Below are 25,307 nucleotides of genomic sequence, written 5' to 3' on the forward strand. Positions count from 1 at the left end.
AACCCATCCATGCTGAATCAGACCAAACCGGATCCTGTTCGCTCGCCGCTGCTGGAAGCGGCCAAGCCACGAGGTATCCGCCATGGCTATTTCACCCGTATCGGCGGCGTCTCCGGCGGCATCTATCAGGGACTTAACATCGGCACCGGGTTGGATGACGATCAGATGCTGGTCGCCGAGAACCGCCGCCGCGTCGCTGCCTGGATGGGTGTGCCGGCCAGCCATCTCCTGACCGCGCATCAGGTCCACTCGCCCGATGTCGTTATTGCCAGGGAACCCTTTCCCGGCCCGCGGCCCAAGGCCGACGCCATCGTCACCGACCGGCCGGGCATCGCCATCGGCGCCTCGACGGCCGATTGCGGCCCGGTGCTGTTCGCCGATGCGCAAGCGCGCATCATTGGCGCTGCACACGCCGGCTGGAAGGGTGCTTTCACCGGTGTGCTTGAAAACACCATTGCCGCGATGGAAAGCCTCGGCGCCCGCCGTGAGCGCATCATTGCGGTTCTCGGTCCTTCGATCGGCCCCGACAATTACGAGGTCGGGCCGGAATTCGTCGCCCGTTTCGTCGAAGCCGATGCCGAAAACATCGGCTATTTCGCGCCTTCGGCCAATCCGGCGCATGCAATGTTCGATCTCAACCTCTATACGGTCGACCGGCTGAAGAAGGCTGGCGTGACCGCCGAGGGGCTTGGCCGCTGCACCTATGCCGAGGAGGATCTCTTCTTTTCCTACCGGCGCGCGACGCATCGCAAGGAACCGGACTACGGTCGGCAGGTTTCGGCAATTGTTTTGGAGAACGGATAATGGCGCTGCATTTCGAACGGTCGGAATTTGACGCCCGGCGTGACCGGTTGATGATCGAGATGACGGAAAAGAAGCTCGATGCTGTACTGCTTTTCGCCCAGGAGAGCATGTACTGGCTAACCGGCTACGACACGTTCGGCTTCTGTTTCTTCCAGTGCCTGGTTGTGAAGGCTGACGGCTCGATGGTGCTGCTCACCCGCTCGGCCGATTTGCGCCAGGCGCGCCACACATCGATCGTCGACAACATCGTGCTGTGGACCGACCGCGACGGCGCCAACCCGGCGGTCGACCTGCGCAACCTGCTCAACGACCTCAATCTCCTCGGCGCCCGCATCGGCGTCGAATACGACACCCATGGCCTGACCGCCTTCAATGGCCGCCGCGTCGACGAGCAGCTGCAGACCTTCGGCCAGATCGCCGACGCCTCCGGTATTGTCGGCCGTCTGCGCCTGTTCAAGAGCCCGGCTGAAATCGCCAAGGCCGAAAAGGCCGCCAACCTTTCCGATGACGCGCTCGAAGCGGCCCTGCCGCTGATCAAGCAGGGCGGCGACGAAGCGCTGATCCTTGCCGCCATGCAGGGCGCGGTGTTTGCCGGCGGCGGCGACTATCCGGCCAATGAATTCATCATCGGCTCGGGCATCGACGCGCTGCTCTGCCGCTACAAGGCCGGGCGCCGCAAGCTGACCAAGAACGATCAGCTGACGCTCGAATGGGCCGGCGTGTTCCATCACTATCACGCGCCGATGATGCGCACCGTGCTGACCGGCAAGGCGTCGAAGCGCCATCAGGAGCTGTTCGACGCCGCCCGCGCGGCTCTTCTGGCGGTCGAGAAGGCGATGACGCCCGGCAACACCTTCGGCGACGTCTTCGACGCGCATGCCCGCACGCTGGAGGCGCACAGCCTGACCAAGCATCGGTTGAATGCCTGCGGCTATTCCGTCGGCGCCCGCTTCACCCCGTCCTGGATGGACATGCCGATGTTCTACCAGGGCAATCCCGAGCCGATCGCGCCCAACATGACATTGTTCGCGCACATGATCATCATGGACTCCGAAACTGGGACGGCGATGACGCTTGGCCGCACCTACCTGACCACCGAATCCCAGCCGAAGCCGCTTTCACGCCATGATCTCGACTTGATCGTACAGTGAATCCATAATGGTTGGTCCACGCGGGGGCGTTCACGACTAAGGAGTTTTCGGGCAGATGAGACGATCGCACGTGACGACCGTGTCATTGCTCGCAGCGCTTGTGCTGGCCGCTTGCACCAACGCCAAGGACGTCCTTGAGCCGTCCGCCATCACGCCGCCGGCAGCCTCGGCCCAACCGGCTCAGCCCTTGGCTGCCCCGGGCATTGCGCCCGCCGCCACACCAGCGCCGGCCGTCGGCGCCACGACACCCGCCAACCCCGCGCAGAGCGCCGCCGCTTTGTCGAAGACCCGGCTGCAGATCGCGCCGATCGTCGGCGCCTCCGTGGAAGCGGCAACGCCGCTGACGGCCGAACTGCAGACACGCGCCAAGCAGCGCGGCATCACCCTTGCCGGCAGCGCCGACCAGGCCGCCACCCATGTGCTGAAGGGCTACTTCTCGACCATGACGGAAGGCAAGGATACCACCGTTATCTATGTCTGGGACGTCTATGACCCCGCTGGCAGCCGGCTACACCGCATCAATGGCCAGCAGAAGGCGCCCTCGGTCAATGCCGCCGAAGGCTGGCCCGCGGTTGCACCCGCTACCATGCAGGCGATCGCCGACCAGACGATCGACCAGTTCGCGGCCTGGCTCGGCGGCAGCGCCGGCTGATCCGCCTGTTACCGGCTTCCGTTCACTGTTGACGTTTTTGAGATTAGCCGGCGGATTCCCGTCAACGAGGCTTGCAATACCGGCACGGCTCGCTACAAGCCCGATTAAGAGGACCTCCCCATCCTTCGCCAGGAACGGTGCATGAAGCTTTTCGCGGGCAATTCCAACCGGGTGCTGGCCGAAGCGGTCGCCCGCTATCTCAATGTCCCGCTGGGCAAGGCCAGCGTCAGACGCTTCGCCGATCAGGAAATCTTCGTCGAAATCCAGGAAAACGTGCGCGGCGAGGATGTCTTCATCCTGCAGTCGACCTCGTTCCCGACCAACGATCATCTGATGGAACTGCTCATCATGATCGATGCCTTCATGCGCTCCTCGGCCAAGCGCATCACCGCGGTCATCCCCTATTTCGGTTACGCCAGGCAGGATCGCCGGGCCTCGGGCCGCACACCGATCTCGGCGAAGCTGGTCGCCAACATGATCACCCGCGCCGGCGTGGACCGCGTCTTGACGCTCGACCTCCATGCCGGCCAGATCCAGGGTTTTTTCGACATTCCGACCGACAATCTGTTCTCGGTGCCGGTGATGGCCCGCGACGTGAAGGCAAAATACAAACAGCTTGCCAATGTCGTCGTCGTCTCGCCCGACATCGGCGGCGTGGTGCGCGCCCGCGCGCTCGCCAAACGCTTCGACGCACAACTGGCCATCGTCGACAAGCGCCGCGAACGTCCCGGTGAATCCGAAGTGATGAACATCATCGGCGCGGTCGCCGGCAAGGATTGCCTGCTGATCGACGACATCGTCGATTCCGGCGGCACGCTGTGCAATGCCGCCGATGCGCTGCTCGCCAACGGCGCTACCAGCGTCACCGCCTATATCACCCACGGCGTGCTGTCGGGCGGTGCGGTCGCCCGGATCAGCGGCTCGAAGCTGCAGGAACTGGTGATCACCGATTCCATCCAGCCGACGCAAGGCGTGCTCGACGCCCCGAATATCCGCGTCATCTCCATCGCCGACCTGATGGGCGAGGCGATTTCGCGCACAGCGACCGAAGAGTCCGTGTCGAGCCTGTTCGATTAATCCATGTTGCCCAAAAGCGTGCCCACGGGCCTGGCTCGGGGGTAATCTCCTTTTTGGAATCTGCCCCAAACCGTCGTGAAAGGAGCCAGCTGATGCGCAATCGAATCAAGGCTGCAGGCATCGCAGGAATGCTTCTCGCGATCGGCATCGCCAGCGCGGCCTATGCGCCGACAATCGCTCCGGTTTCGACCGCGCAGGCGCAAACGGAATATCTTCCCACCGAAAAGGATTTCATCGGCAAATGGAGCATCGCAGGGTCCGCAATCCGGCCACCGCGTGATCTGAAAGAGCCGGCGAAGCCCGACCAGGAAGCGTCTGCGACCGAATTTCAGCAGACTGTGACCGCCTTTTATGGCGCCTTCGACTATCTGGAGATCACGGCGGACGGCCGCTACAATTTTCACCAACCGGGTGACCCGGCATCGGGGCCTTGCGTCTGGTGCGGGACATGGTCGTTCAAGAACGATTCCCTGTGGCTCGAACTGGACACGGCGCCCAGGCTCGACATCTACGCCGAGGGCGGCGACATGCAGATGACCTACACGGCCGAGCCTGAAGAGACGTCACGATACAAATGGCTTGTTTTCAGCTGGACCAAGGCTGATTGAACTGAGGGGTGAGGCGTTCTCGCGCACGCCAACCGAAGCATCGGTGTCAAGCCCGATCTCCTGAGGCGGGCAGTCAGTCCATGGTTGCATTGTGCGAGGAGTTCACCATGGCCATACTGCCCCTCCAATCAACGGAGGAGTAGCAGATGCGGCGTAGGACTTTGCTCGGGCTCGCGGTTTCCATCGCAGCCACCCTTTCAGCACCGGCGGCCTGGGCCGCCGATTTTCCGGACCGGACCATCACCATGGTTGTCCCCTTTTCCGCCGGTGGCTCGACGGATCTGGTCGCGCGCCTGGTCGCCAACAAGATGTCCGAAAAGCTGGGCCAGCAGATTGTCGTCGAAAATGTCGGCGGCGCCGGGGGCAGCATCGGCGCTGCCCAGGTCGCCCGAGCCGAACCGGACGGCTACACGATCCTGATGGGCACGGTCGCAACCCACGCGCTCAACCCGCTGATCCTGAAGACAAAGCCCTACGACGCGGAGAAGGATTTTGCGCCGATATCGTTGCTCGTGCTGGTGCCAAACGTCCTGGTCGTAAACCCTGAATTGCCCGCCAAGGACGTCAAGGAACTGATCGAGATGCTGAAGAAGGACCCGGACAAATATGCCTACGCCTCATCAGGCAATGGCACCCCGCTGCATCTCTCCGGCGAGCTTTTCAAGACGATGGCCGGCGTCAGTATGCAGCACATTCCCTACAAGGGCGCCGGACCGGCCTTGAACGACGTTATCGGCAATCAGGTGCCGATGATGTTCGACAACCTCCCCTCTTCATCGGGCCATATCAAGAGCGGGACGCTGAGAGCGCTTGGCGTCACCACCAAGGAGCGCGTTCCCTCCTTCCCCGACATACCGGCCATTGCCGAAACCATTCCCGGCTATGAAACCTACAGCTGGAACGCTCTGTTCGCGCCCGCAGGCACGCCGCCGGAGGTCGTCGCCGTTCTTCAGAAGGCGGCAGTTGAAGCCCTGAAAGACCCTGATGTGATCGCCCGCATGGCCCAGTTCAGCGCCTCGATCGTGGCCTCCACCCCGGAAGAGCTTGGAGTGCATGTGAAGGCCGAACTCGCCAAATGGGGACCGATCGTCAAGGCCAGCGGCGTTCAGCTGGACTAGGGCCTACGGCAAAGTACTGCGGGCTTTTCCTGGCGCTACGGCGCCGGGGCCTCAAGTCGAGGCTGAGCCCGCCGCATGCCTTCGTCGCGGGCGCCGCGCATATAGCCGCGCGGCGAGGCGCCGAGCATGCGCTTGAACATGGTTATGAATGCCGGCACGCTGTCATAACCGAGGTCGAGCGCCACCCTGGTGATCGGCTCGCCATCGGCGAGCCTGGGAAGTGCCGCAAACAGGCAGGCCTGCTGGCGCCAAGTCGACAAGGACAGTCCGGTCTGGCGCTGGAAGGCGCGGGTGAAGGAGCGCCGGCTCATCCCCGCGGCATCGGCCCACTCGTCGATCGTGGCATGCGGCGACGGTGCCGCCACGAAGCGTCGGCAGAGCGCCGCCAGCCTGGGATCAGACGGGAACGGCAGGCCGAGCGGCCGTTCCGGCAAGGTCGGGATCTCGTGCAGCAAGAGGTTCATGATCAACCCGCCGCGGCCTTCCAGTTCGCCACCTTGCGGCAGCTTTTCCGATTCTACGATCAGGCTGTGCATCAGCTCGGTGACGCCGACGACACGCAAGCCTTCCGGCAGGCCGGGGATAGCGCCCGGCATGACATAGACCGAGCGCATCGAGACGTCGCCCAGCATTTCGACAGAATGCTCGGTGCCGGCCGGTATCCACATTGCGTGGTCGGGCGGCACCATCCAGCGCCCGTACCTGGTCGTCACCAGCACGACACCGACCAGCGCATGCAGCAGTTGGCTGCGGCTGTGGCGGTGTTGCGGCACGAGGTAACCGTCCGGATATTCGGTCGGCAAAGCCACCGCCGGCCCGGAAACCTCCTCCAGCCACTGCCAGCGGCTTTCGTGCAATCGGCCGAGATCGGCATTGCCGGCGCGGAAGATGTCCCTGCCATGTGGCATCGGCTATGGCCCACTTGCGAAACTATTGGACCAAACCACGAAAGAAGTCGCCTCGCAAGCGGCTTATAAGGCAGCCATCCCCAAGGCGCTCCGCAGGGGCGTCGCCCAAGCGCTTCAGACGAGCGTCCTTAAGGCGGTCCGCGGGAGCGGCCGCCAAGCCTGCCCGCGGGCAAACACCCGCCAAAAAGACCTCGGAGCCTGCCTTGACCGATACGACAGCCACCAGCATTGCACCGCAGCCAAGCGCCAGCCTCCCTTCAGCCCAGGCGACCGCCTTCACCGTCATTCTGGCGGTGAGCTTTTGCCACGGCATCAACGACATCATGCAATCGCTGCTGCCGGCGATCTATCCGCTGCTGAAAGAGAATTACGGTCTCGATTTCTGGCAGATCGGTCTTCTGACCTTCACCTTCCAGGTCACGGCGTCGCTGCTGCAGCCGGTCATCGGCATGATCACCGACAAGCGGCCAATGCCCTATTCGCTGCCCTACGGCATGGCGTCCTCGCTGATTGGCCTGATCGTTCTGGCCTATGCCGGCCACTATGCGCTGCTTCTGGTCGGCGCCTCGCTGATCGGAATCGGCTCGGCGATCTTCCATCCGGAATCCTCGCGCATTGCCCGCTTTGCCTCCGGCGGCCGCTTTGGCCTGGCGCAATCTTTGTTCCAGGTCGGCGGCAATTTCGGCCAGTCGATGGGGCCGCTGCTCGCTGCCTTCATCGTTGTGCCCTTCGGCCAGACCAGCATTTCATGGTTCGCCGTCGGGTCTCTGATCGGCATCATCGTTTTGTCGCGGGTCGGCGGCTGGTACAGCCGGATGCGCGCCGCGCAGGGCAATCGCAAGGCGGCAAGCTTCGTCTCCCCCTTCCCGCGCAAGAAGGTGATGGGAGCGCTGGCGGTGCTGACGCTGCTGGTGCTGACCAAGAACGCCTACATCGCCTCGCTCTCCAGCTACTACACCTTTTATTCCATCCATAAGTTCGGCGTGTCGGTGCAGATGAGCCAGGTCATGCTGTTCCTGTTCCTCGGCGCCTCGGCGCTGGGCATCCTGCTCGGCGGACCGTTCGGCGACCGCTACGGCCAGAAGGCGATGATCTGGTTCTCGATCGTCGGCGTGCTGCCGTTCACGCTGGCGCTGCCCTACGCCAATTTCGAATGGACGATGGTGCTGACGGTGCTGATCGGCCTGATCCTGTCCTCGGCCTTCTCCAACATCGTCGTGTTTGCGCAGGAGTTGGTGCCGGGACGTGTCGGCACCATCGCCGGGATCTTCTTCGGCTTCGCCTTCGGCATGGGCGGCATTGCAGCCGCCGTGCTCGGCGTCGTCGCCGACATGAAGGGCATCGATTTCGTCTTCCAGATCTGCTCGTATCTGCCGCTGCTCGGCCTGCTGACGGTGTTCCTGCCCAACATGAAGGAAGCCAGGAAGGCGCAAGCGGCGGCCAGATAAAACCGGTCGATTTTGCGGATTTGACGCAGGGCGCGGCATTGCTGCGCCCTCTGTGATTCTTTCACCATGCGCTGGTTGAAAAGCCTGCTAGAGATAGTCATCAACGAAGGCTTGGGGCCTTCGACGTCTCTGGGGGATGACATGCGCAAGATCGTATTGGCCGTATTGGGTGTGCTTCTTGTTACCTTGCCGGCGACGGCACGCATCGTTCCCTTTCCGCCGAGTTTCAAGACGCAGTCCGTCGAAACCAACGGCACCAAACTCTATGTGCGCGTTGGCGGCAAGGGTCCCGCCGTCGTGCTGCTGCACGGCTTTGCCGATACCGGAGACATGTGGGGCGCCGCGGCCATCGCCCTCGCAAAGGACCACACCGTCATCGTGCCGGACCTGCGCGGCATGGGTCTGTCGGCCCACCCGGAAGCGGGCTACGCCAAGAAGAACCAGGCCGTGGACATCGCCGGCGTGTTGGATGCCCTGAAGATCGACAAGGCAGATCTCGTCACCCACGACATCGGCAACATGGTCGGCTATGCGCTTGCCGCGCAATATCCCAAGCGCATCACCAAATGGGTCATCATCGATGCTCCGCTGCCCGGCATCGGCGATTGGGAAAAGATCAAGCAAAGCCCGCTGCTTTGGCACTTCAACTTCCGCGGCCCGGATATGGAGCGGCTGGTCGCAGGGCGCGAGCGCATCTATCTCGATCGCTTCTACAACGAACTGTCGGCTGACCCCAAGAAGATCGACGAGGCCACGCGCAAGCACTACGCCAAACTCTATGCCCGTCCGCATGCGATGCATGATGCTTTCGAGCAGTTCAAAGCCTTCGACCAGGATGCGATCGACAACCAGGCGATGCTCGCCGCCGGCGGCAAACTGACCATGCCGGTACTGGCTGTCGGCGGTGAAAAATCCGCTGGCACTACGCAGGCCGATCTCCTGCGGCTTGTTGCGACCGATGTCACGGGCGGCATCGTGCCCGCTTCCGGACACTGGATCATGGAGGAAAACCCCGACGACACCGTCAAGCTGATCACTGGTTTTCTCGATAAGTAGGCACTGTCCCGCTGACATTTCGACGAAACCAAAAGCACCCGCCTGACGGCGGGTGCTTTGCCTATCCAGGTGGACGATTCTAGGCCTTGAAGAAGGCCAGCAGGTCGGCGTTGATGACATCGGCATGGGTGGTCGCCATGCCATGCGGGAAGCCCTTGTAGATCTTGAGCTCGCCCTTCTTGAGCAGCTTGACCGAGAGCAGGGCAGAGTCGGCGATGGGAACGATCTGGTCGTCGTCGCCATGCATGACCAGCACCGGCACGTCGATGGCCTTCAGATCGTCGGTGAAGTCGGTTTCCGAGAACGCCTTGATGCAATCATAATGCGCCTTGGTGCCGCCCATCATGCCCTGGCGCCACCAATTCTCGACGACAGCCTGCGATACCTGGGCGCCGGGGCGGTTGAAGCCGTAGAACGGGCCGGCCGCAATATCGTGGAAAAACTGGGCGCGGTTGGCTGCCTGGGCGGAGCGGAAACCATCGAACACCTCGATCGGCAGGCCACCCGGATTGGCCGCCGTCTTCAGCATGATCGGCGGCACCGCGCCGAGCAGTGCGGCCTTGGCGACACGGCCACCGGAACCGTACTTCGCGACATAGCGGGCCACTTCGCCGCCACCGGTGGAATGGCCGACATGGATCGCGTCCTTGAGGTCGAGATGCGCCGCAAGCTCCGCGACATCGGCGGCATACGTATCCATCTCGTTGCCGGTATCGGTCTGGGTCGAGCGGCCATGGCCGCGCCGGTCATGGGCAATGACGCGGTAGCCCTTGGAAAGGAAGAACAGCATCTGGGCGTCCCAGTCGTCGCTGCTCAGCGGCCAGCCGTGATGGAAGACGATGGGTTGTCCCGTTCCCCAATCCTTGTAGAAAATTTCGGTGCCGTCCTTGGTGGTGATCGTGCTGCTGCCGGGCTTGGTCATCTCGCTCTCCATTGATTGCTTCCGCGATAATCAATATCGCGATAACCATACGACTAGCGCAGGTCCAAATCCTTGTCTACAGAAAATATGTATCGCGATATCATTTTTCGTGGTACATATTGATGTGCTCAGTCGGCAAAGGAATGCCTCGTGCCTCTCCCGTTGGACAACCAGCTCTGCTTCACGCTTTACGCCACCAGCATGGCAATCAATCGCACCTACAAGCCCATGCTGGACGAGATGGGCATCACCTATCCGCAATATCTCGTGCTGAACGCACTTGCCGAAGCCGGCGGGATGTCGGTCGGCTCGATTGCGCACAGGCTCGCTTTGGAATCGAGCACCATCACGCCGCTGGTGAAGCGCATGGAACAGGCCGGTCTCGTCACCCGCCAGCGCAGCCAGACGGACGAGCGCCAAGTGCAGGTCGACCTGACGCCTGCCGGCCGCGCGCTGCTCGTCCAGTGCAACTGCCTCAACGAAACCCTGATCGAACGCTCGGGCATGACGATGGCTGATCTCGATGCCTTGAATCGGCGGATCCAGGCGCTGCGCGAAGCGTTGAGCAGCAAGCCGGACTAGCTGCCCTACAAACACGCCAGGCTTAATCCTTGCCGGCCAGCCAGCGCATGATGTTGGCCATCAATATGCCGTAGAGCGGCCATCCCAAAAAATCCTGCGACAGCCAGTGCGGGCCGATGTCTGTCGCCCACGCGACGGTGCGGCCACGGCCATGCTCACGAACCGCCAGCAGCGGCCAGTCGGTGCCACGATAATGGCAGGTCGCCAGAAGCTGGGACGAGCCATCGCGCCTGAAATCGAGTTTGTTCATGCCGAGGATCGGCGGCAACGGGCCCGCGACACCGGCAAGGATTGGATGCGACGCCTGAAGGATCGACGGCTGCAGGCCTTGCGGCACTTCCAGCCCGTCCGAGAATGGCAGGCAGCGCACGGGCAGCACGTCCTCGACCGGGGTGTCGTGGAAACGCGCCGTGCCGAACATGCCCTGGAACCCCATATAGCCGCCGGCCAGCATCAGCCCGCCGCCGCCTTCGACATAGGCCTTGAGGACGTCGAGGCGGTTGACGCCGATGCGCCCGGCGCGGGCCTCCGGCGTGACCAGCAAGGTCAGCGCGCCGACATCGGAGATCACCACCGCCTGGTATTCGGCCAGCGCGTCGAGGTCATAGGGAAATTCGACCGCGCAGCGATCGCCACCGATCTGAGTCACCGCTATGCCCTCTGCGGCAAGTGCGGCATTGAAGGCCGTCGCGCCGTTTACCCACGTCGCACTTGTCAGAACGTCGCCGCCGGCAGCGACCGACGTCGTCGCCGCGAAGGTCTCGCCTGCCAGCAAGAGTTTCATCGTCGCCCTCACGCTTTTCGACTGACAATTGAACGAGCGGGCGCCGGCTTGAACCGGCGCCCGCCGGGCCTTGGGAGGCTTAGAACTTAAACTCGGCCAGGTTTTCCGGCGTCACGATCTTGGCCGGGCCAAGGATCAGTTCGCCGCTGGCCCCGATAGTGTACTCGCCGAGCCTCCCTGCCGTGAACTTCTCACCTTCCTTGCCGGTGATCTTGCACTGCGCCAGCGCCTGGGCCGCCTGATAGGTCAGGTAGCCGAGATCGGTGACATTCCACCAGATATCCTGGGCAGCGCCATCCTTGATGTATTTCGAAATCAAAGTGGCCGGCGCAAGGCCGGTCAGCTTGACCTTGCCGATCATGCCGGCTTCCTCGAGTGCGCGCGCGGCCGCCGGAAGGCCAATGCCTGCCGGCACGATGATCACCTTGAGATCCGGAAACGCCTGCACCAGCGCCAAGGCCTGCTGCTGGTTGACCTGCTCGCTCTCCTCGCCATAGGCGACCTGCACCAGTTTCATCTTGGCGTATTTCGGCTCTGCCGCCATCTTCGCCTTCATGAAGTCGATCCAGGCGTTCTGGTTGGTCGCCGTCGGCGTCGACGACAGGATGGCGAACTCGCCTTCGCCGCCGCTGAGGTTGAATGCGCTTTCCAGCATCATTTCGGCCAGACTGTCGCCCTTCACCTGGTTCACGAACACCGCGCGCGCATCGGCCGCGACGTCGGAATCGTACGAGATCACCCGGACGCCTTGCTGAACGGCGCGCTTCAGCGCAGGCGCAACCGCATTGGCGTCGTTGCCGGCGATAGCGATGACCCCGACCTTCTGCGACACCAGGCTGTTGATGAATTCGATCTGTGCCTCGGCCGTCGCCTGCGATGGGGCAACCTGGGTGGCGGTGCCGCCAATTTCCTTCGCAGCCTCCTCGGCGCCGCCGAAAGCCACCTTGAAGTAGGGATCGGTGTCGAGCTTGGGCAGGAAGCCGACCGTTACAGGTTCCTTGGCGCATTCCTGGCTGTATGCCAGCGAGGCCGGCGCAAGCAGAACCGCGGATGCGAGCAGGGCTATTCTAAACGCTTTCATTGTGTCTCCTCCGTCAGAATTCGGGCTTGAAGAAAGGGGCCCGAGATCACCCCTTGGTTTCGCGCAGGACGCGCGATCTTGACAGCCGCTCCTCCAGGGAGCGCCAGTAATTGCCGACCAGCAGCGAGCCGATCAGAAGCAGGCCGATGATCATGCCTTGAGCGTCGCCGCCGATCTGGTTGAGCGCCAGCACATTTCGGATGATGGCGATCAACAGCAGCGCCAGCATGACCCCCGTGAGCCGCCCCTTACCACCGAAGACGCTGACGCCGCCGAGCAGCACGATGGTGATGACATCGAGCTCCATGCCGAGCGCATTGTTGGCGCGGGCGTTGGAGAGGCGCGCGGTATAGACGATGCCGGCGATGGCTGCGACCATGCCCGAAACGACGAACAGCTTCAGCACCATTTTGCGCGTATCGATGCCGGAATAACGCGCCACTTCGGGGCTGCCGCCGAGCGCATAGATGCGCTTGCCGGTCGGCGTCTTCTGCAGCACCACCGCGAAGATCGGCGCCAGCAGCAGGAACGGCACGATGGTCCACGGGATTTGTGTGCCCGGCAGATTGCTGATGCCGAAATCGACGACCGCCGGCGGCAATATGTTGACCGAACCGGTGCCGAGCAGGATGTAGCCAATGCCCCGATAGAGCGCCATGGTGCCGAGCGTCACCACCAGCGACTGCAGCCCCAGCCCTGAAACCAGATAGCCATTGAAGGCGCCGAGCAGGCCGCCGAAGACCAGCGTCAGCGGAATGGCCGCCAGCGTCGGCACGCCGCCCTGGACGAGCAGGCCAAACACCACGGATGTCAGCGCCAGCACCGAGGCGATCGACAGGTCGATCTCGCGGGTGATGATGAGCAGCGTCATCGGCAGGATCAGCAACGCCTTTTCCGAGGCGCTTGCGGCCAATTGCGAGAGGTTGAAGCCGGAGACGAAATTCGGCACGAACACCGCCGCATAGATGAAGACGGCGAGGCAGGCGGTCGCCAGCAGCAGATCCCAGAAGTCGATCGAGCGGACAAACTTTCTCATCTCGCCCTCGCCTGTTCGGCGCGCCGCACGATGAAGGTGTCGATGCCGATGGCAACCAGGATCACCAGGCCATAGACGCCCTGCAGCCAGAGCGGATCGACGCGCACCAGCGTCAGCCCGTTCTTGATGACCAAGAGCGTGAGCGCGCCAAGGATGATGCCGAGCAGCGTGCCCGAGCCGCCGCGGATGGCGACGCCGCCGACCACGGCGGAGGCGATCACCGTGAGTTCGAAGCCGAGCGCGACGCGGGCATCGATGGTGGCGTAGCGCGAAGCCCACAGGGCGCCGCACAGGCCGCCTAGCAGGCCGGCCATGCCGAAGGCCAGCAGGATGCGCCGGTCGACCGGAATGCCGATCAGCCTTGCGCCGTCCGGGTTGGAACCGGTGGCAAACAGCTCGCGCCCGGTTGCGGTGCGATAGAGCAGCACATAGCCGGCGCACAGGATGACAATAGCGATGATGACGATCAGCGGCACGCCTGCGATCTTCAGCCCGGTCATGTCGAGCCAGGCTTGCGTGACTTCGTCGGCGCTGACCTGGTCGCCCGCCGCCCAGATCGAGTTGAAACCGCGGAAGATCGACATCGAAGCCAGCGTAACGACGATGGCCGGGATCTTTCCCCTGGTAACGACAAGGCCGTTGAGCAGTCCGGCAAAGCCGCCGACCGCGCAGGCGGTGATCAGGCCGATGCCGATGTCCAATCCGGGATAGGCCTGAACCATGCTGGCCGCCATATAGGCGGAGAGGCCGATCACAGCTGCGATCGACAGGTCGATGTTGCGGGTGATCAGCACCAGCATCTGCGCCAGTGCGGCGACAATCAGCAAGGCCGCGTCCATCGACACAGCGGTGAGGTTCGCCGCGCTCACCATGCGCGGGTTGATGATGGTAACCGGGATGGCGACGGCGAGCATCGCGGCGAGCAGCCCGAACTCCCGCCGCTTCAGAAAATCGAACGGTCCTTTTGCCTTTTCCTCCCGGGCGGCGCGTTCTATCTGCGCTGCCTGGCCGGCGCGTTCATCGGTCCTGGTCGCCGCTTCCAGTACTTTTTCCTGCGTGGCTTGCCCGCGCGAAAACTCGGCAGTCTGGCGGCCTTCGCGCAGCACGACAATGCGGTCGCACATGCCGATCAGCTCGGGCATCTCTGACGAGATCAAAAGGATCGCCATGCCTTGCGCGGCAAGGTCCGCGATCATTGCATGCACTTCCGCCTTGGTGCCGACATCGATGCCTTGCGTCGGCTCGTCGAGGATGAGCACGCGCGGCTCGGTGCGCAGCCACTTGGCCAGCACCACCTTCTGCTGGTTGCCGCCGGATAACTCTTTCACCGGCTGCCCGTAGCCGGAAAAGCGCAGCTTCATGCGCTTCAGCCAGTCCGCCACCAGACCGATGGCGCGGTCGGTGCCGTAGAGACCGCGTTGTGCGGCCTTGTCGAGAACAGGTAGCACCGCATTGTCGAGGATGGAGAAATCCATCACCAGGCTCTGGCCCATGCGATCTTCCGACACATAGGCGATGCGCGCATCCATGGCGTCGCGCGCCGAGGCGAACTGCACGGGCTTGCCGTCGATCAGGATTTCGCCGGCGTCGGGCCGGTCGATACCGAACAGCACGCGCGCAATCTCGGTGCGTCCGCTGCCGACCAGACCGCCAAGGCCGAGCACCTCACCTGCGTGAAGCTTGAGGTCGATGCCGGTAAAGCCGCCGGCGCGCGAAAGTCCCTTCGCCTCCAGCACCAGCGCGCCTGAGGCATGGCGCCGTTCGGGATAGAGGTCGGTGACTTCGCGGCCGACCATCATGCTGATGGCGGCAGCGCGGCCAAGCTCGGCTTTCGGCTTGACGCCGATCAGGCGCCCGTCACGCAGCACCGCGATGCGGTCGGCGATGCGGAAGATTTCATCCATGCGGTGGCCGACGAACATCATCGCCACGCCGTGCAGCCTGAGATCGGCAACGACGGAAAACAGCCGCTCGACCTCGCGTTGCGACAGCGCCGCCGTCGGTTCGTCCATGACCAGCACGCGGGCATCCAGCGACAGCGCGCGGGCGATCTCGACCAGTTGCTGTTCTGAGGTGCGCAGTGTTCCCAGCCGCGTTGCCGCCGGCACGTCGAGGCCGACGGTCGCCAGCACCTTGCGGGCGCCGGCCAGCATGGCGGCATTGTCGATGCCGCCAAAGCGGTCGCGCGGCATGTGGCCGAGATAGATGTTCTCCGCCACCGACAGATCGGGAAACAGGCCAGGATGCTGGTGCATGACCGCAATGCCGGCCGCCTGCGCGTCATGCGGCGAATGGAAGACGGCTGATTTGCCGTCAACCTCGACATGACCGCTGGTGGGAGAATGCACACCGGCCAGAAGCTTCACGCAGGTGCTCTTGCCGGCGCCGTTTTCGCCAAGCAGCGCCAGCACCTCGCCGGAGCGCAATTCGAAGGAGGCGTCCTTGAGCGCAATCGTGCCGCCGAAAGCCTTCGTCGCCTGAACCAGGGCAACAGGAACAGCCCGCACCACCGCAGCGTCGGCTTCGCTTTGTGTGCCCGAGTGCAGCACGTCTCCTCCCTGACTAGTTATTTTTTCAATTTGCTATATTAAATAGCGCAAAGGCGCAATGGCAAAATTGACTTCCATGGTTCCGACGCGCACTGTCGCCGCCAACATAGGCACCGCAGGGTGCGCTCGGCCGCAGGTGATTTGCGGGCTTCGCGCCGGGAACGGGACATTTGGGGAGTGTGCGGGTTTTGTCAGGGAAAGGCAGCAATTCTGTCAAAGTTCGGCACTATAATGAGCGTTTCGTGCTCGACGCCATCCGTCGCCTCAAGGAAGCCTCCAAGTCCGATCTGGCGCGCGCGGCAAGCCTGACGCCGGCGGCCGTCGCTGCCATCGTCGACGGCCTGGAATCTTCCGGATTCGTAAAGCAAGTGGGAAAAAGGTTCGGGCAGCGCGGTTCGCCCTCCACGCTGTACCGGCTGACGCCGGAGCGCATCTACAGCGTCGGCATCAGGATCGGCCGGCGTGCGCTTGAAGCCGTTCTGGTCGACTTCGCCGGTGAAATCCGCGCAAGAGAGTCGCACGAATACCGCTTCCCCGATCCTGATTTGGTGCTGAAGGCCGGCAACATGGCGCTGGCCACCTTCGAAAAGCTGGTGGATGGGCTTGGCGATGCCAGCATCGTCGGCGTCGGCATTGCCTCACCCTATTTCCTCGGCGGCTGGAGCGAGGAACTCGGCTTTCCCGACGATCTCGGCAGCCGCTGGGAGGCGATCGACCTGACGACATGCTTTGCCACGCCGGCGAAGACGCCGGTGTTCGTGGAAAACGACGCCACGTCGGCGGCGCTGGCCGAACTTGTCCAGGGCGCCGGCGCCCGCTTTCGCGATTTCATGCACATCTCGATCGACACTTTTGTCGGCGGCGGCCTGGTGCAAGGCGGCAGGGTCCATACCGGGCCGCATGGCAACAGCGCTGCCCTCGGACCCTTGCCGGTCTCGCCCTCAAGCCTCGATTCGGTGGCGGCGAAGCCTGCGCGCTACCAGAGCCTGCTGCATCGCGCCTCGATCTATGTGCTGGTCAATCACCTGAGGTCGCGCGGCGTGGTGATCAATCGTGTGCGGGAACTCGATCCGTTGCCAGCCGAAGCGCGCGCGCCGCTGTTCGAATGGATCGACGATTGTGCGAGCGCGCTGGTCGAGGCGATCATCGCCATCACCTCCATCATCGACATCGAGGCCATCGTTCTCGACTCGATCCTGCCCAGGCCGATCCATCTCGAACTGCTGGCAAGGGTGCAGGCCCAGTTCAACCAGGCCAGCGCAATCGGCATCGTGGCGCCGGAGATCGTGTCGGGGCAATTCGGCCCTGAGGCCTCCTCGATCGGCGCTGCCATGCTTCCGTTCTCGGCGCTGCTGGCGCCCGACAGCGGCGTGCTCATGATCGGCAAGGACCGGACGAAACTGCTGAGCGCTCTGTCCACGCTCGGTGGCGCCAAGGGAAACGGATCAAATCCGCCCACCGACCTGCCGGCCTGAGCGCAATGCGGCGCGCCCAACGCAGGCATCGGCCGCCCTTGCCCGCCATGGCTTGCACGCCTGCCCGCCTTCCGCTATAGAGCCGCCACCCGCGTAGACACCCTTGGAGGCAACGCGGCGGAAGGCTGCCTTCCCTTGTGATCCCGAACAAAGCTCCGCGTATGCGGTTTCTGGCATTCGGACATCCAGGCCTGGCGGCTTTCGACGTTTACGGTCCAGGCACACTGCCACCGCAAACGCTCCATAAAACGCGAAAGGAAATGCCATGAGCCACGATACTTACGAGCTCAAGGCCGAAGCGCGCGAACAGGTCGGTAAGGGGTCCGCCCGTGCAGTTCGCCGCAACGGTAAAGTGCCTGCAGTTATCTACGGCGACAGACAGCCTCCCTTGGCGATTGCGCTGAACTACAAGGACGTCTTCTACAAAATCCATGGCGGCGGGTTTTTGACCACGATCGCCACGATCGATGTCGAGGGCAAGAAAATCCAGGTTCTGCCCAAGGATTTCCAGCTCGACCCGGTCAAGGATTTCCCGGTCCATGTCGACTTCCTGCGCATCGGCAAGGACACCGAGGTCAACGTCGACGTGCCCGTCCACTTCCTCAATGAAGACAAGTCGCCCGGCATCAAACGCGGCGGCGTGCTCAACATCGTGCGTCACGAAGTCGAGTTCCACTGCCCGGCCAATGCGATCCCGGAATTCATCACCGTCGATCTCACCGGCGCCGACATTGGCGATTCGATCCACATCTCGGCGGTTACATTGCCGGCCGGCGTCAAGCCGGTGATCTCCGATCGCGACTTCACCATCGCGACCATTGCCGGCTCCTCGGCGATGAAGCCGGAGACGGAAGAGACGGCGGAAGCGGCAGCCCCCGAAGCGGCGGCTCCTGCTGCCGAAGAGAAGTAATTTTCGAGCCCGGAGCGCACGATGCTTGTCTTTGCAGGCCTCGGCAATCCGGGCGCGAAATACGCTGATAACCGGCACAATGTCGGCTTCATGGCGGCGGACGCAATTGCCCGCCGCCATTCCTTTTCGCCCTGGTCGAAGAAGTTCCAGGGCCTGATCGCCGAAGGCACGATTGCCGGCGAGAAGATTCTCCTGATCAAACCGCAGACCTTCATGAACCTGTCGGGACAGCCGGTCGGCGAAGCCTTGCGCTTCTACAAGCTCGGCCCCGAGGCGCTGACCGTCTTCTACGACGAGATCGACCTGCCGGCCGGCAAATTGCGGGTCAAGGTCGGCGGCGGCGCCGGCGGCCACAACGGCATCCGCTCGCTCGACCAACATGTCGGCAAGAACTTTCGCCGCGTGCGCATCGGCGTCGGCCATCCCGGCGTCCGGGAAATGGTGCATGGCCATGTGCTCGGCGACTTCGCCAAGGCCGATCGCGAGTGGCTGGATGTGCTGCTCGACACCATCGCCGACGATGCCGGGCTGCTGGCCAACGGCGACGACAGTTCCTTCATGAACCGCATTACTCTGGCCCTGCGTGACAAGCTGGTGCCGACCAGCGACGACGACCGGCCGCCGCCCAAGGCGCCGAAGGCTGAAGGTCCAAAGGCTCAAAGCCACATCCGCCAGGCACGGCCACAGCAGGCGCCGGCCAAGCTGCCGGAAAGCGGCCCTATGGCCGCCATGCTGAAGAAACTGTTCGGCAAGAAGGACTGAGCGTCGATAGGATCGGGACTGCGGGGCTTGACGTTGCTCACCCCTATCGCCCATAGCCCTCATCAAATTTCTAGTTTCCCGATAGGACCGGACACATGGGTTTCAAATGCGGCATCGTTGGCTTGCCCAACGTCGGCAAGTCGACGCTTTTCAACGCGTTGACCAGAACGGCGGCGGCGCAGGCCGCCAACTATCCTTTCTGCACCATCGAACCGAACACCGGCGAGGTGGCGGTGCCCGATCCGCGGCTGCAGAAGATCGCCGCGGTTGCCAAGTCAAAAGAGATCATCCCGACCCGCATCTCCTTCGTCGACATTGCCGGCCTGGTGCGTGGCGCCTCCAAGGGCGAAGGGCTGGGCAACCAGTTCCTCGCCAACATCCGCGAGGTCGACGCCATCGTGCATGTGCTGCGCTGTTTCGAAGATGATGACATCACCCATGTCGAAGGCCGCATCGATCCCGTCGCCGACGCCGAGACGGTCGAGACCGAGCTGATGCTTGCCGACCTCGACAGCCTCGAGCGCCGCATCGTGCAGATCCGCAAGCGCGCCTCTACCAAGGACAAGGAAGCCACCACAGTCTTGCCGATGATGGAGGCGGCACTCGAGCTGCTGCAGGCCGGCAAACCGACCCGCATCCTGCTCAAGGGCATTTCAGCAGAGGACCTGCGCATCCTGCAGGGGTTGAACCTCTTGACCTCGCACCCCGTTCTCTATGTCTGCAACGTCGCCGAAGCCGACGCCGCCACCGGCAACGAGCACACCAGGGCCGTGGAAAAGATGGCGGCCGCGCAGGGCGCCGGCACCGTGGTGATCTCAGCCGCGATCGAGGCCGAAGTCGCCCAGCTCTCCGACGAGGAAGAGATGGAGTTCCTGTCCTCGCTCGGCCTCGACGAGCCTGGCCTCAACAAGGTCATCCGCGCCGGCTACGATCTGTTGCATCTGATCACCTATTTCACCGCCGGGCCGAAGGAGACGCGCGCCTGGACGATCCACAAGGGCGACAAGGCCCCGCAGGCGGCCGGCGTCATCCACACCGATTTCGAGCGCGGCTTCATCCGCGCCCAGACCATCGCCTACAACGACTACATCACACTGGGCGGCGAAGTAGCGGCCAAGGAAGCCGGCAAGGCGCGCGACGAAGGCAAGGAATATGTCGTCCAGGACGGCGACGTCCTGCTGTTCAAGTTCAACACCTGAGACGCCGAGGCATCTCGCGGCTCGCGCGCTGACCGCGGCCGATCACAGCTGCGTCAAGTGGACGAGCCAGCCTGCCGCTTCGCTTGACTGCCCTTGGCACCGGGTCTAAGGCCCTCTGCATCCGACTGGCCGTGGCCGTGGGAACTGCCGCGCGTGCAAGACCCATCGCTATCGAACGGAACCTCTTGGGCTCAACCAATGGAGAGCGGCGATGATCAAGGCCTTCGTCGTCGGCAATGACCGCCTGCGCCCCGCCGACGATCTCGTGGCCAATGGCGATCACGTCGTCTGGGCCGACCTTCTCAACCCGACCAAGGAAGAAGAAACAGCGATCGAGACCTGGCTCGGCGTTGCCATCCCGACGCGCGAGGAGATGGAGGAGATCGAGATTTCGAGCCGCCTCTACATCGAGGACGGCGCCTACTTCATGACCGCCACCTTGCCGGCGCAGACCGAAATCGATGATCCCTTGATGTCACCGGTTACCTTTGTGCTTGCCGGCCCGAGACTGGTCACCATCCGCTATCATGAGCCGAAGGCGTTCAAGACCTTTCCCCTGCGCGCCGAGAAGGTGGCGACAGGCTGCACCACCGGCAACACCATCCTGATCGGCCTGCTGGAGGCGATCGTCGATCGCCTAGCCGATATTCTCGAACGCGCCGGCCGTGACATCGAGACGATCTCGCGCGATATCTTCGAAGCGCGGTCGACCAAGGTGAACAAGCGCAATCGCGACTTCCAGGAACTGCTCAAGGCCATCGGCCGCAAGGAGGACATTGCCTCCTCGATCCGCGACAGCCTGATCTCGCTGCAGCGCCTCACCGGCTTCCTTGCCCATGTCGCGACCCAGATCAAGATGAGCAAGGACGTCCGCGCCCGCATCAAGACAGTATCGCGCGACGTGCTGTCGCTCGCCGACCACGCCACCTTCCTGTCGCAGAAGATCTCGTTCCTGCTCGACGCGACGCTCGGCATGATCTCGATCGAGCAGAACGCCATAATCAAGATCTTCTCGGTCGCCGCCGTCATCTTCCTGCCGCCGACGCTGGTGGCTTCGATCTACGGCATGAATTTCGACGTCATCCCGGAGCTGAAATGGGAGCTCGGCTATCCCTTCGCCATCGGCCTGATGATCCTGTCGGCAATCCTGCCCTTCTGGTATTTCCGCCGCCGCGGCTGGCTCTAATGCATGTCACTCAAAAGTGGCCCCGGTTTTGAGAGAACGACATGCATAAAAACAAAAACCTAAAGCGCGTCGCCTGAATCCGTTCAAACGCGAGGCGCTTTAGGCCCAATAGAATTCGCTTGACCAAACGCCGCCCGGACGGCATCCGGATGCCCGGTGATCGTACAACCGGATTGGGATCATGACCGCGAAAAGCTGGGCCTACGAGGATTTCACCGAGGGCGCATCGATCGACCTCGGCGCCAAGCAGGTGAGTGCGGCCGAAATCATCGAATTCGCCACCGAATTCGACCCGCAGCCGATGCATCTCGACGAAGCCGCCGGCAAGGCCAGCATCCTTGGCGGCTTGGCCGCCTCCGGCTGGCACACCTGCGCGATCTTCATGCGCATGCTGTGCGACGCCTTCCTGCTCGACTCGACCGCGCAAGGCGCGCCCGGCATCGACCAGGTCAAATGGAAGAAGCCGGTGCTGGCCGGCGACACACTGGCCGGCAGCACCAGCGTGCTTGCCAGGCGCCTGTCGAAATCCAGGCCTCAGCTCGGCCTCGTCACCTTGCGCAGCGAACTGTTCAACCAGCGCGGTGAAAGCGTCTTCGAACTTGAGAACACTGTCATGTTCTTGACCCACGAGGCCGGCGCATGAGCCTCGACGCGTTCTTCCGCATCGGCGAAACCATCAACCTCGGTTCGCACACATTCGAAACCGAGGCGATCAAGGCGTTCGCCTGCAAATACGATCCACAGGTCTTTCATGTCGACGAGGAGGCGGCGAAGAAAAGCGTGTTCGGCCGCCTCTGCGCCTCAGGCTGGCACACCGCGGCCACCTGGATGAAGCTCAATCTCAAAAATCCTATGGACGCTTCTCAATGGACCGGACCCGGCCCGGTACCAGAATTCGGCCCCTCCCCCGGCTTCAGGAACCTGAAATGGCCAAAGCCGGTCTATGCCGGAGAAACCGTCACCTTCATGCGCACGGCCCTGTCCCACCGCCCGCTTGCCACCCGCCCCGGCTGGCGGCTGCTCGCGCTGCGCTCGGAAGGATTCGATTCTACGGGCGACAAGGTGCTGGAGTTCGACAGCGCAGTGCTGGTGAAGGCTGGGTAGGGGGTAGGTTTTAGGCAGTAGGGATTAGGCAGCAGTGGGTGCTGCTCCTTGCACGGAATGCGGAGCTTCCCTCCCTACTCCCTACTCCCTACTCCCTACTCCCTACTCCCTACTCCCTACTCCCTAATGCCCCTCAAACCCGATCAACGTCCGCACCGGCACGCCCAGCGCTTCGAGCTTCGCCCGTCCGCCGAGATCCGGCAGGTCGATGACGAAGCACGCGGCAAGAATATCGGCGCCGATCTGCCTCAGCAGCTTGACCGCCGCCTCCGCCGTGCCGCCGGTCGCGATCAGGTCGTCAACCAGGATCACCTTCTCGCCCGGCGCAACGCCGTCCTTGTGCATCTCCATCTCGTCCAGCCCGTATTCCAGGCTGTAGGCGACGCGTACCGTCTCGTAAGGCAGCTTGCCCTTCTTGCGGATCGGCACGAAACCGGCCGAAAGCTGGTGCGCGACCGCACCGCCGAGGATGAAGCCGCGTGCCTCGATGCCGGCGATCTTGTCGATCTTCTGCCCGGCATAGGGATGCACCAGCTCGTCGATGGCCCGGCGGAAGGCGCGCGCATTGCCGAGCAAAGTGGTGATGTCGCGAAACAGGATGCCGGGCTTGGGGTAGTCCGGAATGGTGCGGATCGCGGCGAGCAGCGTGTCTTCGAGCGAGGATTTCATTGGTCGAGATTACCTGAAACGGAGGTTGTTGCGCGACAATTGTTCGATCGAACTGCAGCCCATCAGCTTCATGCCGCGCTCGATCTCGATCCGCATCTGCTCCAGCGCACGCTCGACGCCCGGCTGTCCGGCCGCCGCCAGGGGGAACAGATAATAGCGGCCGACGCCAACAGCCTTGGCGCCGAGCGACAGCGCCTTCAGCACATGGGTGCCGCGCTGCACGCCGCCATCCATGATGATGTCTATTCTGTCGCCGACGGCATCGACGATCTCGGCCAGCTGGTCGAACGCCGCCCGCGAGCCGTCCAGCTGCCGGCCGCCATGGTTGGACAGCACAATGCCGCTGCAGCCGATCTCGACGGCGCGCTTGGCATCCTCCACCGACATGACGCCCTTGAGGCAGAACGGACCTCCCCACAGTCTGACCATCTCGGCAACATCGCCCCAGGTCATCGACGGATCGAGCATCTCGGTGAAGTAGCGGCTGATCGACATCGTGCCGCCGCCCATGTCGACATGCTCGTCGAGCTGCGGCAGCTTGAACCCCTCATGGGTGAAATAGTTGATCGCCCAGCCCGGCTTCAGCGCGAACTGCAGCATGCCGGCAAGGTTGAGCTTGAAGGGGATGGCAAAGCCGGTGCGCTTGTCGCGCTCGCGGTTGCCTCCGGTGATGCTGTCGACGGTCAGCATCATCACTTCGACTCCAACCGCTTTCGCCCGCTGCATCATCGCCCGGTTGAGGCCGCGATCCCGGTGGAAATAGAACTGGTAGACCTGCGGGCTGCTGCTGATCTTGCGCGCTTCCTCAAGACTGACGGTGCCGAGCGAGGACACGCCAAACATAGTGCCGAATTTGGCCGAAGCCTTGGCCACCGCGCGCTCGCCTTGATGATGGAACAGCCGCTGCAAGGCGGTCGGCGAGCAATAGACGGGCATGGCCAGCTTCTGGCCCATCACCGTCACCGACATGTCGATCTCGCTTACCCCGCGCAGCACGTTGGGAACGAGGTCGCAGCGCTCGAAGCTCTCGGTGTTGCGGCGATAGGTGACCTCGTCGTCGGCCGCGCCATCGATGTAGTTGAAGATTGGCCCCGGCAACCGCTGCTGGGCCATGCGCCGGAAATCGGAAAAGTTGTGACAGTCGCGTAGCCGCATCATCGATCCAAATGCCCCTCTAGCCGGCGATCCGCCGGGCGCGCGTGCAATACCAATCGCATGGCGCCGTGCCAACGGACTTCTTACTGGACGGCTGCTGCGCCAAGATGCGAACCATGCCCGGTTTGGCAAGCAAAAAGGGCGTCCGAAGACGCCCTTTCCATTTCCGAGGAATAAGATGCGGCTTAGTGCGCCACGCCTTCCCACACCTTGCGCTTGGTCAGATACATCAGCGCGCCGAACAGAAGCAGAAACACCAGAACGCGGAAGCCGGTCTTCTTGCGGTCTTCCATATGCGGCTCGGCCGCCCACATCAGGAACGCCGAGACGTCGCGCGAATACTGGTCGATCGTCTGCGGCGAACCGTCATCGTAGGTGACCTGGCCGTCGGACAGCGGCTTGGGCATCTTCAGCGACACGCCGGACATGAAGTATGGATTGTAGTGGGTGCCTTCGGGGATCACCATGCCGGCAGGTGGCGTCTCGTCGTAGCCTGTCAGCAGCGAATGGATGTAGTCCGGGCCGCCCTGCGCATATTGCGTGAAGATGTCGAAGACGAACCGCGGGAAGCCGCGCTCGACGCCGCGCGCCTTGGCCAGCAGCGACATATCCGGTGGGGCAGCGCCGCCGTTGGAAGCGGCAGCCGCCTCCTCATTGGCGAACGGCGCCGGGAAATGGTCTGACGGCTTGCCCGGCCGGTCGAACATGTCGCCGGCATCGTTGGGTCCATCATGGATGGTGTACTCGGCCGACAGCGACTTGATCTGCGCTTCCGAATAGCCGAGGTCCTCCAGCGTGCGGAACGCCACCAGATTCATCGAGTGGCAGGCCGAGCAGACTTCCTTGTAGACCTTCAAGCCACGCTGCAGCTGCGCCTTGTCGTAGGTGCCGAACGGACCGGCAAAAGTCCAGTCCATCTCCTTCGGCTCGTGGATCGGGAAATGCGTCGGTGCCGCCGCGCTGTGCGCCTCTTCAGCGGCGATCGCCACACTGCCGACGGCTCCGATGCCAGCGGCAAACACGCCTAGCAGGGCGAGCGAGGTGAGAATCTTTTTCATGCCAAATCCCCTT

25 protein-coding genes are annotated in these 25,307 nt (G+C 63.1%); 16 read left to right on the plus strand and 9 right to left on the minus strand.

Features of this window, described 5'->3' with window-relative positions:
- Positions 1-9: 9 nt before the first annotated feature.
- From pgeF to X756_RS164580, 6 genes are all read left to right on the plus strand, one after another.
- Positions 10-804 (plus strand): peptidoglycan editing factor PgeF, encoded by a 795-nt coding sequence (gene pgeF / locus X756_RS164605; RefSeq protein WP_023728240.1) that lies wholly within the window; start codon positions 10-12, stop codon positions 802-804.
- Positions 804-1,955 (plus strand): Xaa-Pro peptidase family protein, encoded by a 1,152-nt coding sequence (locus tag X756_RS164600; protein ID WP_023728241.1) that lies wholly within the window; start codon positions 804-806, stop codon positions 1,953-1,955. The genes pgeF and X756_RS164600 overlap by 1 nt, the downstream gene beginning before the upstream one ends.
- A 55-nt stretch (positions 1,956-2,010) precedes the next feature.
- Complete coding sequence (locus X756_RS164595; RefSeq protein ID WP_023728242.1) at positions 2,011-2,607, plus strand: hypothetical protein; 597 nt, start codon at positions 2,011-2,013, stop codon at positions 2,605-2,607.
- A gap of 141 nt (positions 2,608-2,748) precedes the next feature.
- Positions 2,749-3,684 (plus strand): ribose-phosphate pyrophosphokinase, encoded by a 936-nt coding sequence (locus X756_RS164590; RefSeq protein ID WP_023686119.1) that lies wholly within the window; start codon positions 2,749-2,751, stop codon positions 3,682-3,684.
- A 92-nt stretch (positions 3,685-3,776) separates the two neighbouring features.
- Positions 3,777-4,292 carry a hypothetical protein gene (locus X756_RS164585; RefSeq protein WP_023686120.1) on the plus strand — a complete coding sequence of 172 codons (516 nt, stop codon included), beginning with the start codon at positions 3,777-3,779 and terminating at the stop codon, positions 4,290-4,292.
- A gap of 146 nt (positions 4,293-4,438) precedes the next feature.
- Positions 4,439-5,410, plus strand: a complete 972-nt coding sequence (locus tag X756_RS164580) for a tripartite tricarboxylate transporter substrate binding protein (protein ID WP_023728243.1) — start codon at positions 4,439-4,441, stop codon at positions 5,408-5,410.
- Positions 5,411-5,445: 35 nt separating this feature from the next.
- On the opposite strand, the gene X756_RS164575 is transcribed toward X756_RS164580, so the two are convergent.
- A complete protein-coding gene (locus tag X756_RS164575) occupies positions 5,446-6,318 on the minus strand; it encodes a helix-turn-helix transcriptional regulator (RefSeq protein ID WP_023711149.1) in 873 nt (290 codons plus the stop codon).
- A 203-nt stretch (positions 6,319-6,521) separates the two neighbouring features.
- On the opposite strand from X756_RS164575, the gene X756_RS164570 reads away from it, so the two are divergent.
- Both X756_RS164570 and X756_RS164565 read left to right on the plus strand, forming a co-directional pair.
- Positions 6,522-7,766: an MFS transporter gene (locus tag X756_RS164570; protein WP_023670046.1), complete on the plus strand. Its 1,245-nt coding sequence runs from the start codon at positions 6,522-6,524 to the stop codon at positions 7,764-7,766.
- Positions 7,767-7,907: 141 nt separating this feature from the next.
- Entirely contained in the window at positions 7,908-8,822 is a 915-nt protein-coding gene (locus tag X756_RS164565) for an alpha/beta hydrolase (RefSeq protein WP_023728244.1), read from the plus strand.
- A 79-nt stretch (positions 8,823-8,901) separates the two neighbouring features.
- Here the strand turns inward: X756_RS164565 and X756_RS164560 are convergent, their stop codons facing one another.
- Entirely contained in the window at positions 8,902-9,744 is an 843-nt protein-coding gene (locus tag X756_RS164560; protein ID WP_155921599.1) for an alpha/beta hydrolase, read from the minus strand.
- 150 nt (positions 9,745-9,894) lie between these two features.
- On the opposite strand from X756_RS164560, the gene X756_RS164555 reads away from it, so the two are divergent.
- On the plus strand, positions 9,895-10,326 hold the full coding sequence (locus tag X756_RS164555) for a MarR family transcriptional regulator (RefSeq protein ID WP_023670043.1): 432 nt from the start codon (positions 9,895-9,897) through the stop codon (positions 10,324-10,326).
- A gap of 22 nt (positions 10,327-10,348) precedes the next feature.
- Here the strand turns inward: X756_RS164555 and X756_RS164550 are convergent, their stop codons facing one another.
- The 4 genes from X756_RS164550 to X756_RS1000000166965 all read right to left on the minus strand — a co-directional run bounded on the left by X756_RS164550 (position 10,349) and on the right by X756_RS1000000166965 (position 15,776).
- Positions 10,349-11,110: a glutamine amidotransferase gene (locus tag X756_RS164550; protein ID WP_023728245.1), complete on the minus strand. Its 762-nt coding sequence runs from the start codon at positions 11,108-11,110 to the stop codon at positions 10,349-10,351.
- Positions 11,111-11,189: 79 nt separating this feature from the next.
- Positions 11,190-12,191, minus strand: a complete 1,002-nt coding sequence (locus X756_RS164545) for a rhamnose ABC transporter substrate-binding protein (RefSeq protein ID WP_023701576.1) — start codon at positions 12,189-12,191, stop codon at positions 11,190-11,192.
- Positions 12,192-12,237: 46 nt separating this feature from the next.
- A complete protein-coding gene (locus X756_RS164540; protein WP_023728246.1) occupies positions 12,238-13,227 on the minus strand; it encodes an ABC transporter permease in 990 nt (329 codons plus the stop codon).
- Positions 13,224-15,776 carry an ATP-binding cassette domain-containing protein gene (locus X756_RS1000000166965; RefSeq protein WP_023728247.1) on the minus strand — a complete coding sequence of 851 codons (2,553 nt, stop codon included), beginning with the start codon at positions 15,774-15,776 and terminating at the stop codon, positions 13,224-13,226. The genes X756_RS164540 and X756_RS1000000166965 overlap by 4 nt, the downstream gene beginning before the upstream one ends.
- A gap of 242 nt (positions 15,777-16,018) precedes the next feature.
- Between X756_RS1000000166965 and X756_RS164535 the strand changes: the two genes are divergently transcribed.
- The 7 genes from X756_RS164535 to X756_RS164505 all read left to right on the plus strand — a co-directional run bounded on the left by X756_RS164535 (position 16,019) and on the right by X756_RS164505 (position 22,412).
- The gene (locus tag X756_RS164535; protein ID WP_245264430.1) at positions 16,019-17,251 is read left to right on the plus strand and encodes an ROK family transcriptional regulator; all 1,233 of its coding nucleotides are present in this window, start codon (positions 16,019-16,021) and stop codon (positions 17,249-17,251) included.
- 265 nt (positions 17,252-17,516) lie between these two features.
- A complete protein-coding gene (locus X756_RS164530) occupies positions 17,517-18,161 on the plus strand; it encodes a 50S ribosomal protein L25/general stress protein Ctc (RefSeq protein ID WP_023728249.1) in 645 nt (214 codons plus the stop codon).
- A 21-nt stretch (positions 18,162-18,182) separates the two neighbouring features.
- A complete protein-coding gene (pth, locus tag X756_RS164525; RefSeq protein WP_023728250.1) occupies positions 18,183-18,923 on the plus strand; it encodes an aminoacyl-tRNA hydrolase in 741 nt (246 codons plus the stop codon).
- A gap of 95 nt (positions 18,924-19,018) precedes the next feature.
- Positions 19,019-20,122 carry a redox-regulated ATPase YchF gene (gene ychF, locus X756_RS164520; protein WP_023728251.1) on the plus strand — a complete coding sequence of 368 codons (1,104 nt, stop codon included), beginning with the start codon at positions 19,019-19,021 and terminating at the stop codon, positions 20,120-20,122.
- Positions 20,123-20,333: 211 nt separating this feature from the next.
- Entirely contained in the window at positions 20,334-21,308 is a 975-nt protein-coding gene (gene corA / locus X756_RS164515) for a magnesium/cobalt transporter CorA (RefSeq protein WP_023728252.1), read from the plus strand.
- Positions 21,309-21,489: 181 nt separating this feature from the next.
- On the plus strand, positions 21,490-21,951 hold the full coding sequence (locus tag X756_RS164510) for a MaoC family dehydratase (protein ID WP_023728253.1): 462 nt from the start codon (positions 21,490-21,492) through the stop codon (positions 21,949-21,951).
- Complete coding sequence (locus X756_RS164505; protein ID WP_023670032.1) at positions 21,948-22,412, plus strand: MaoC family dehydratase; 465 nt, start codon at positions 21,948-21,950, stop codon at positions 22,410-22,412. The genes X756_RS164510 and X756_RS164505 overlap by 4 nt, the downstream gene beginning before the upstream one ends.
- Before the next feature lie 123 nt (positions 22,413-22,535).
- On the opposite strand, the gene X756_RS164500 is transcribed toward X756_RS164505, so the two are convergent.
- The 3 genes from X756_RS164500 to X756_RS164490 form a co-directional block, all read right to left on the minus strand.
- Positions 22,536-23,081 carry an adenine phosphoribosyltransferase gene (locus tag X756_RS164500; protein WP_013529989.1) on the minus strand — a complete coding sequence of 182 codons (546 nt, stop codon included), beginning with the start codon at positions 23,079-23,081 and terminating at the stop codon, positions 22,536-22,538.
- 9 nt (positions 23,082-23,090) lie between these two features.
- On the minus strand, positions 23,091-24,236 hold the full coding sequence (locus tag X756_RS164495) for an alpha-hydroxy acid oxidase (RefSeq protein ID WP_023728254.1): 1,146 nt from the start codon (positions 24,234-24,236) through the stop codon (positions 23,091-23,093).
- A gap of 185 nt (positions 24,237-24,421) precedes the next feature.
- Positions 24,422-25,294, minus strand: coding sequence for a cytochrome c1 (locus X756_RS164490; RefSeq protein WP_023728255.1), 873 nt, complete (start codon positions 25,292-25,294; stop codon positions 24,422-24,424).
- Between the last annotated feature and the right edge of the window lie 13 nt (positions 25,295-25,307).

Source organism: Mesorhizobium sp. LNJC405B00, assembly GCF_000502615.1.
Classification (GTDB): domain Bacteria; phylum Pseudomonadota; class Alphaproteobacteria; order Rhizobiales; family Rhizobiaceae; genus Mesorhizobium.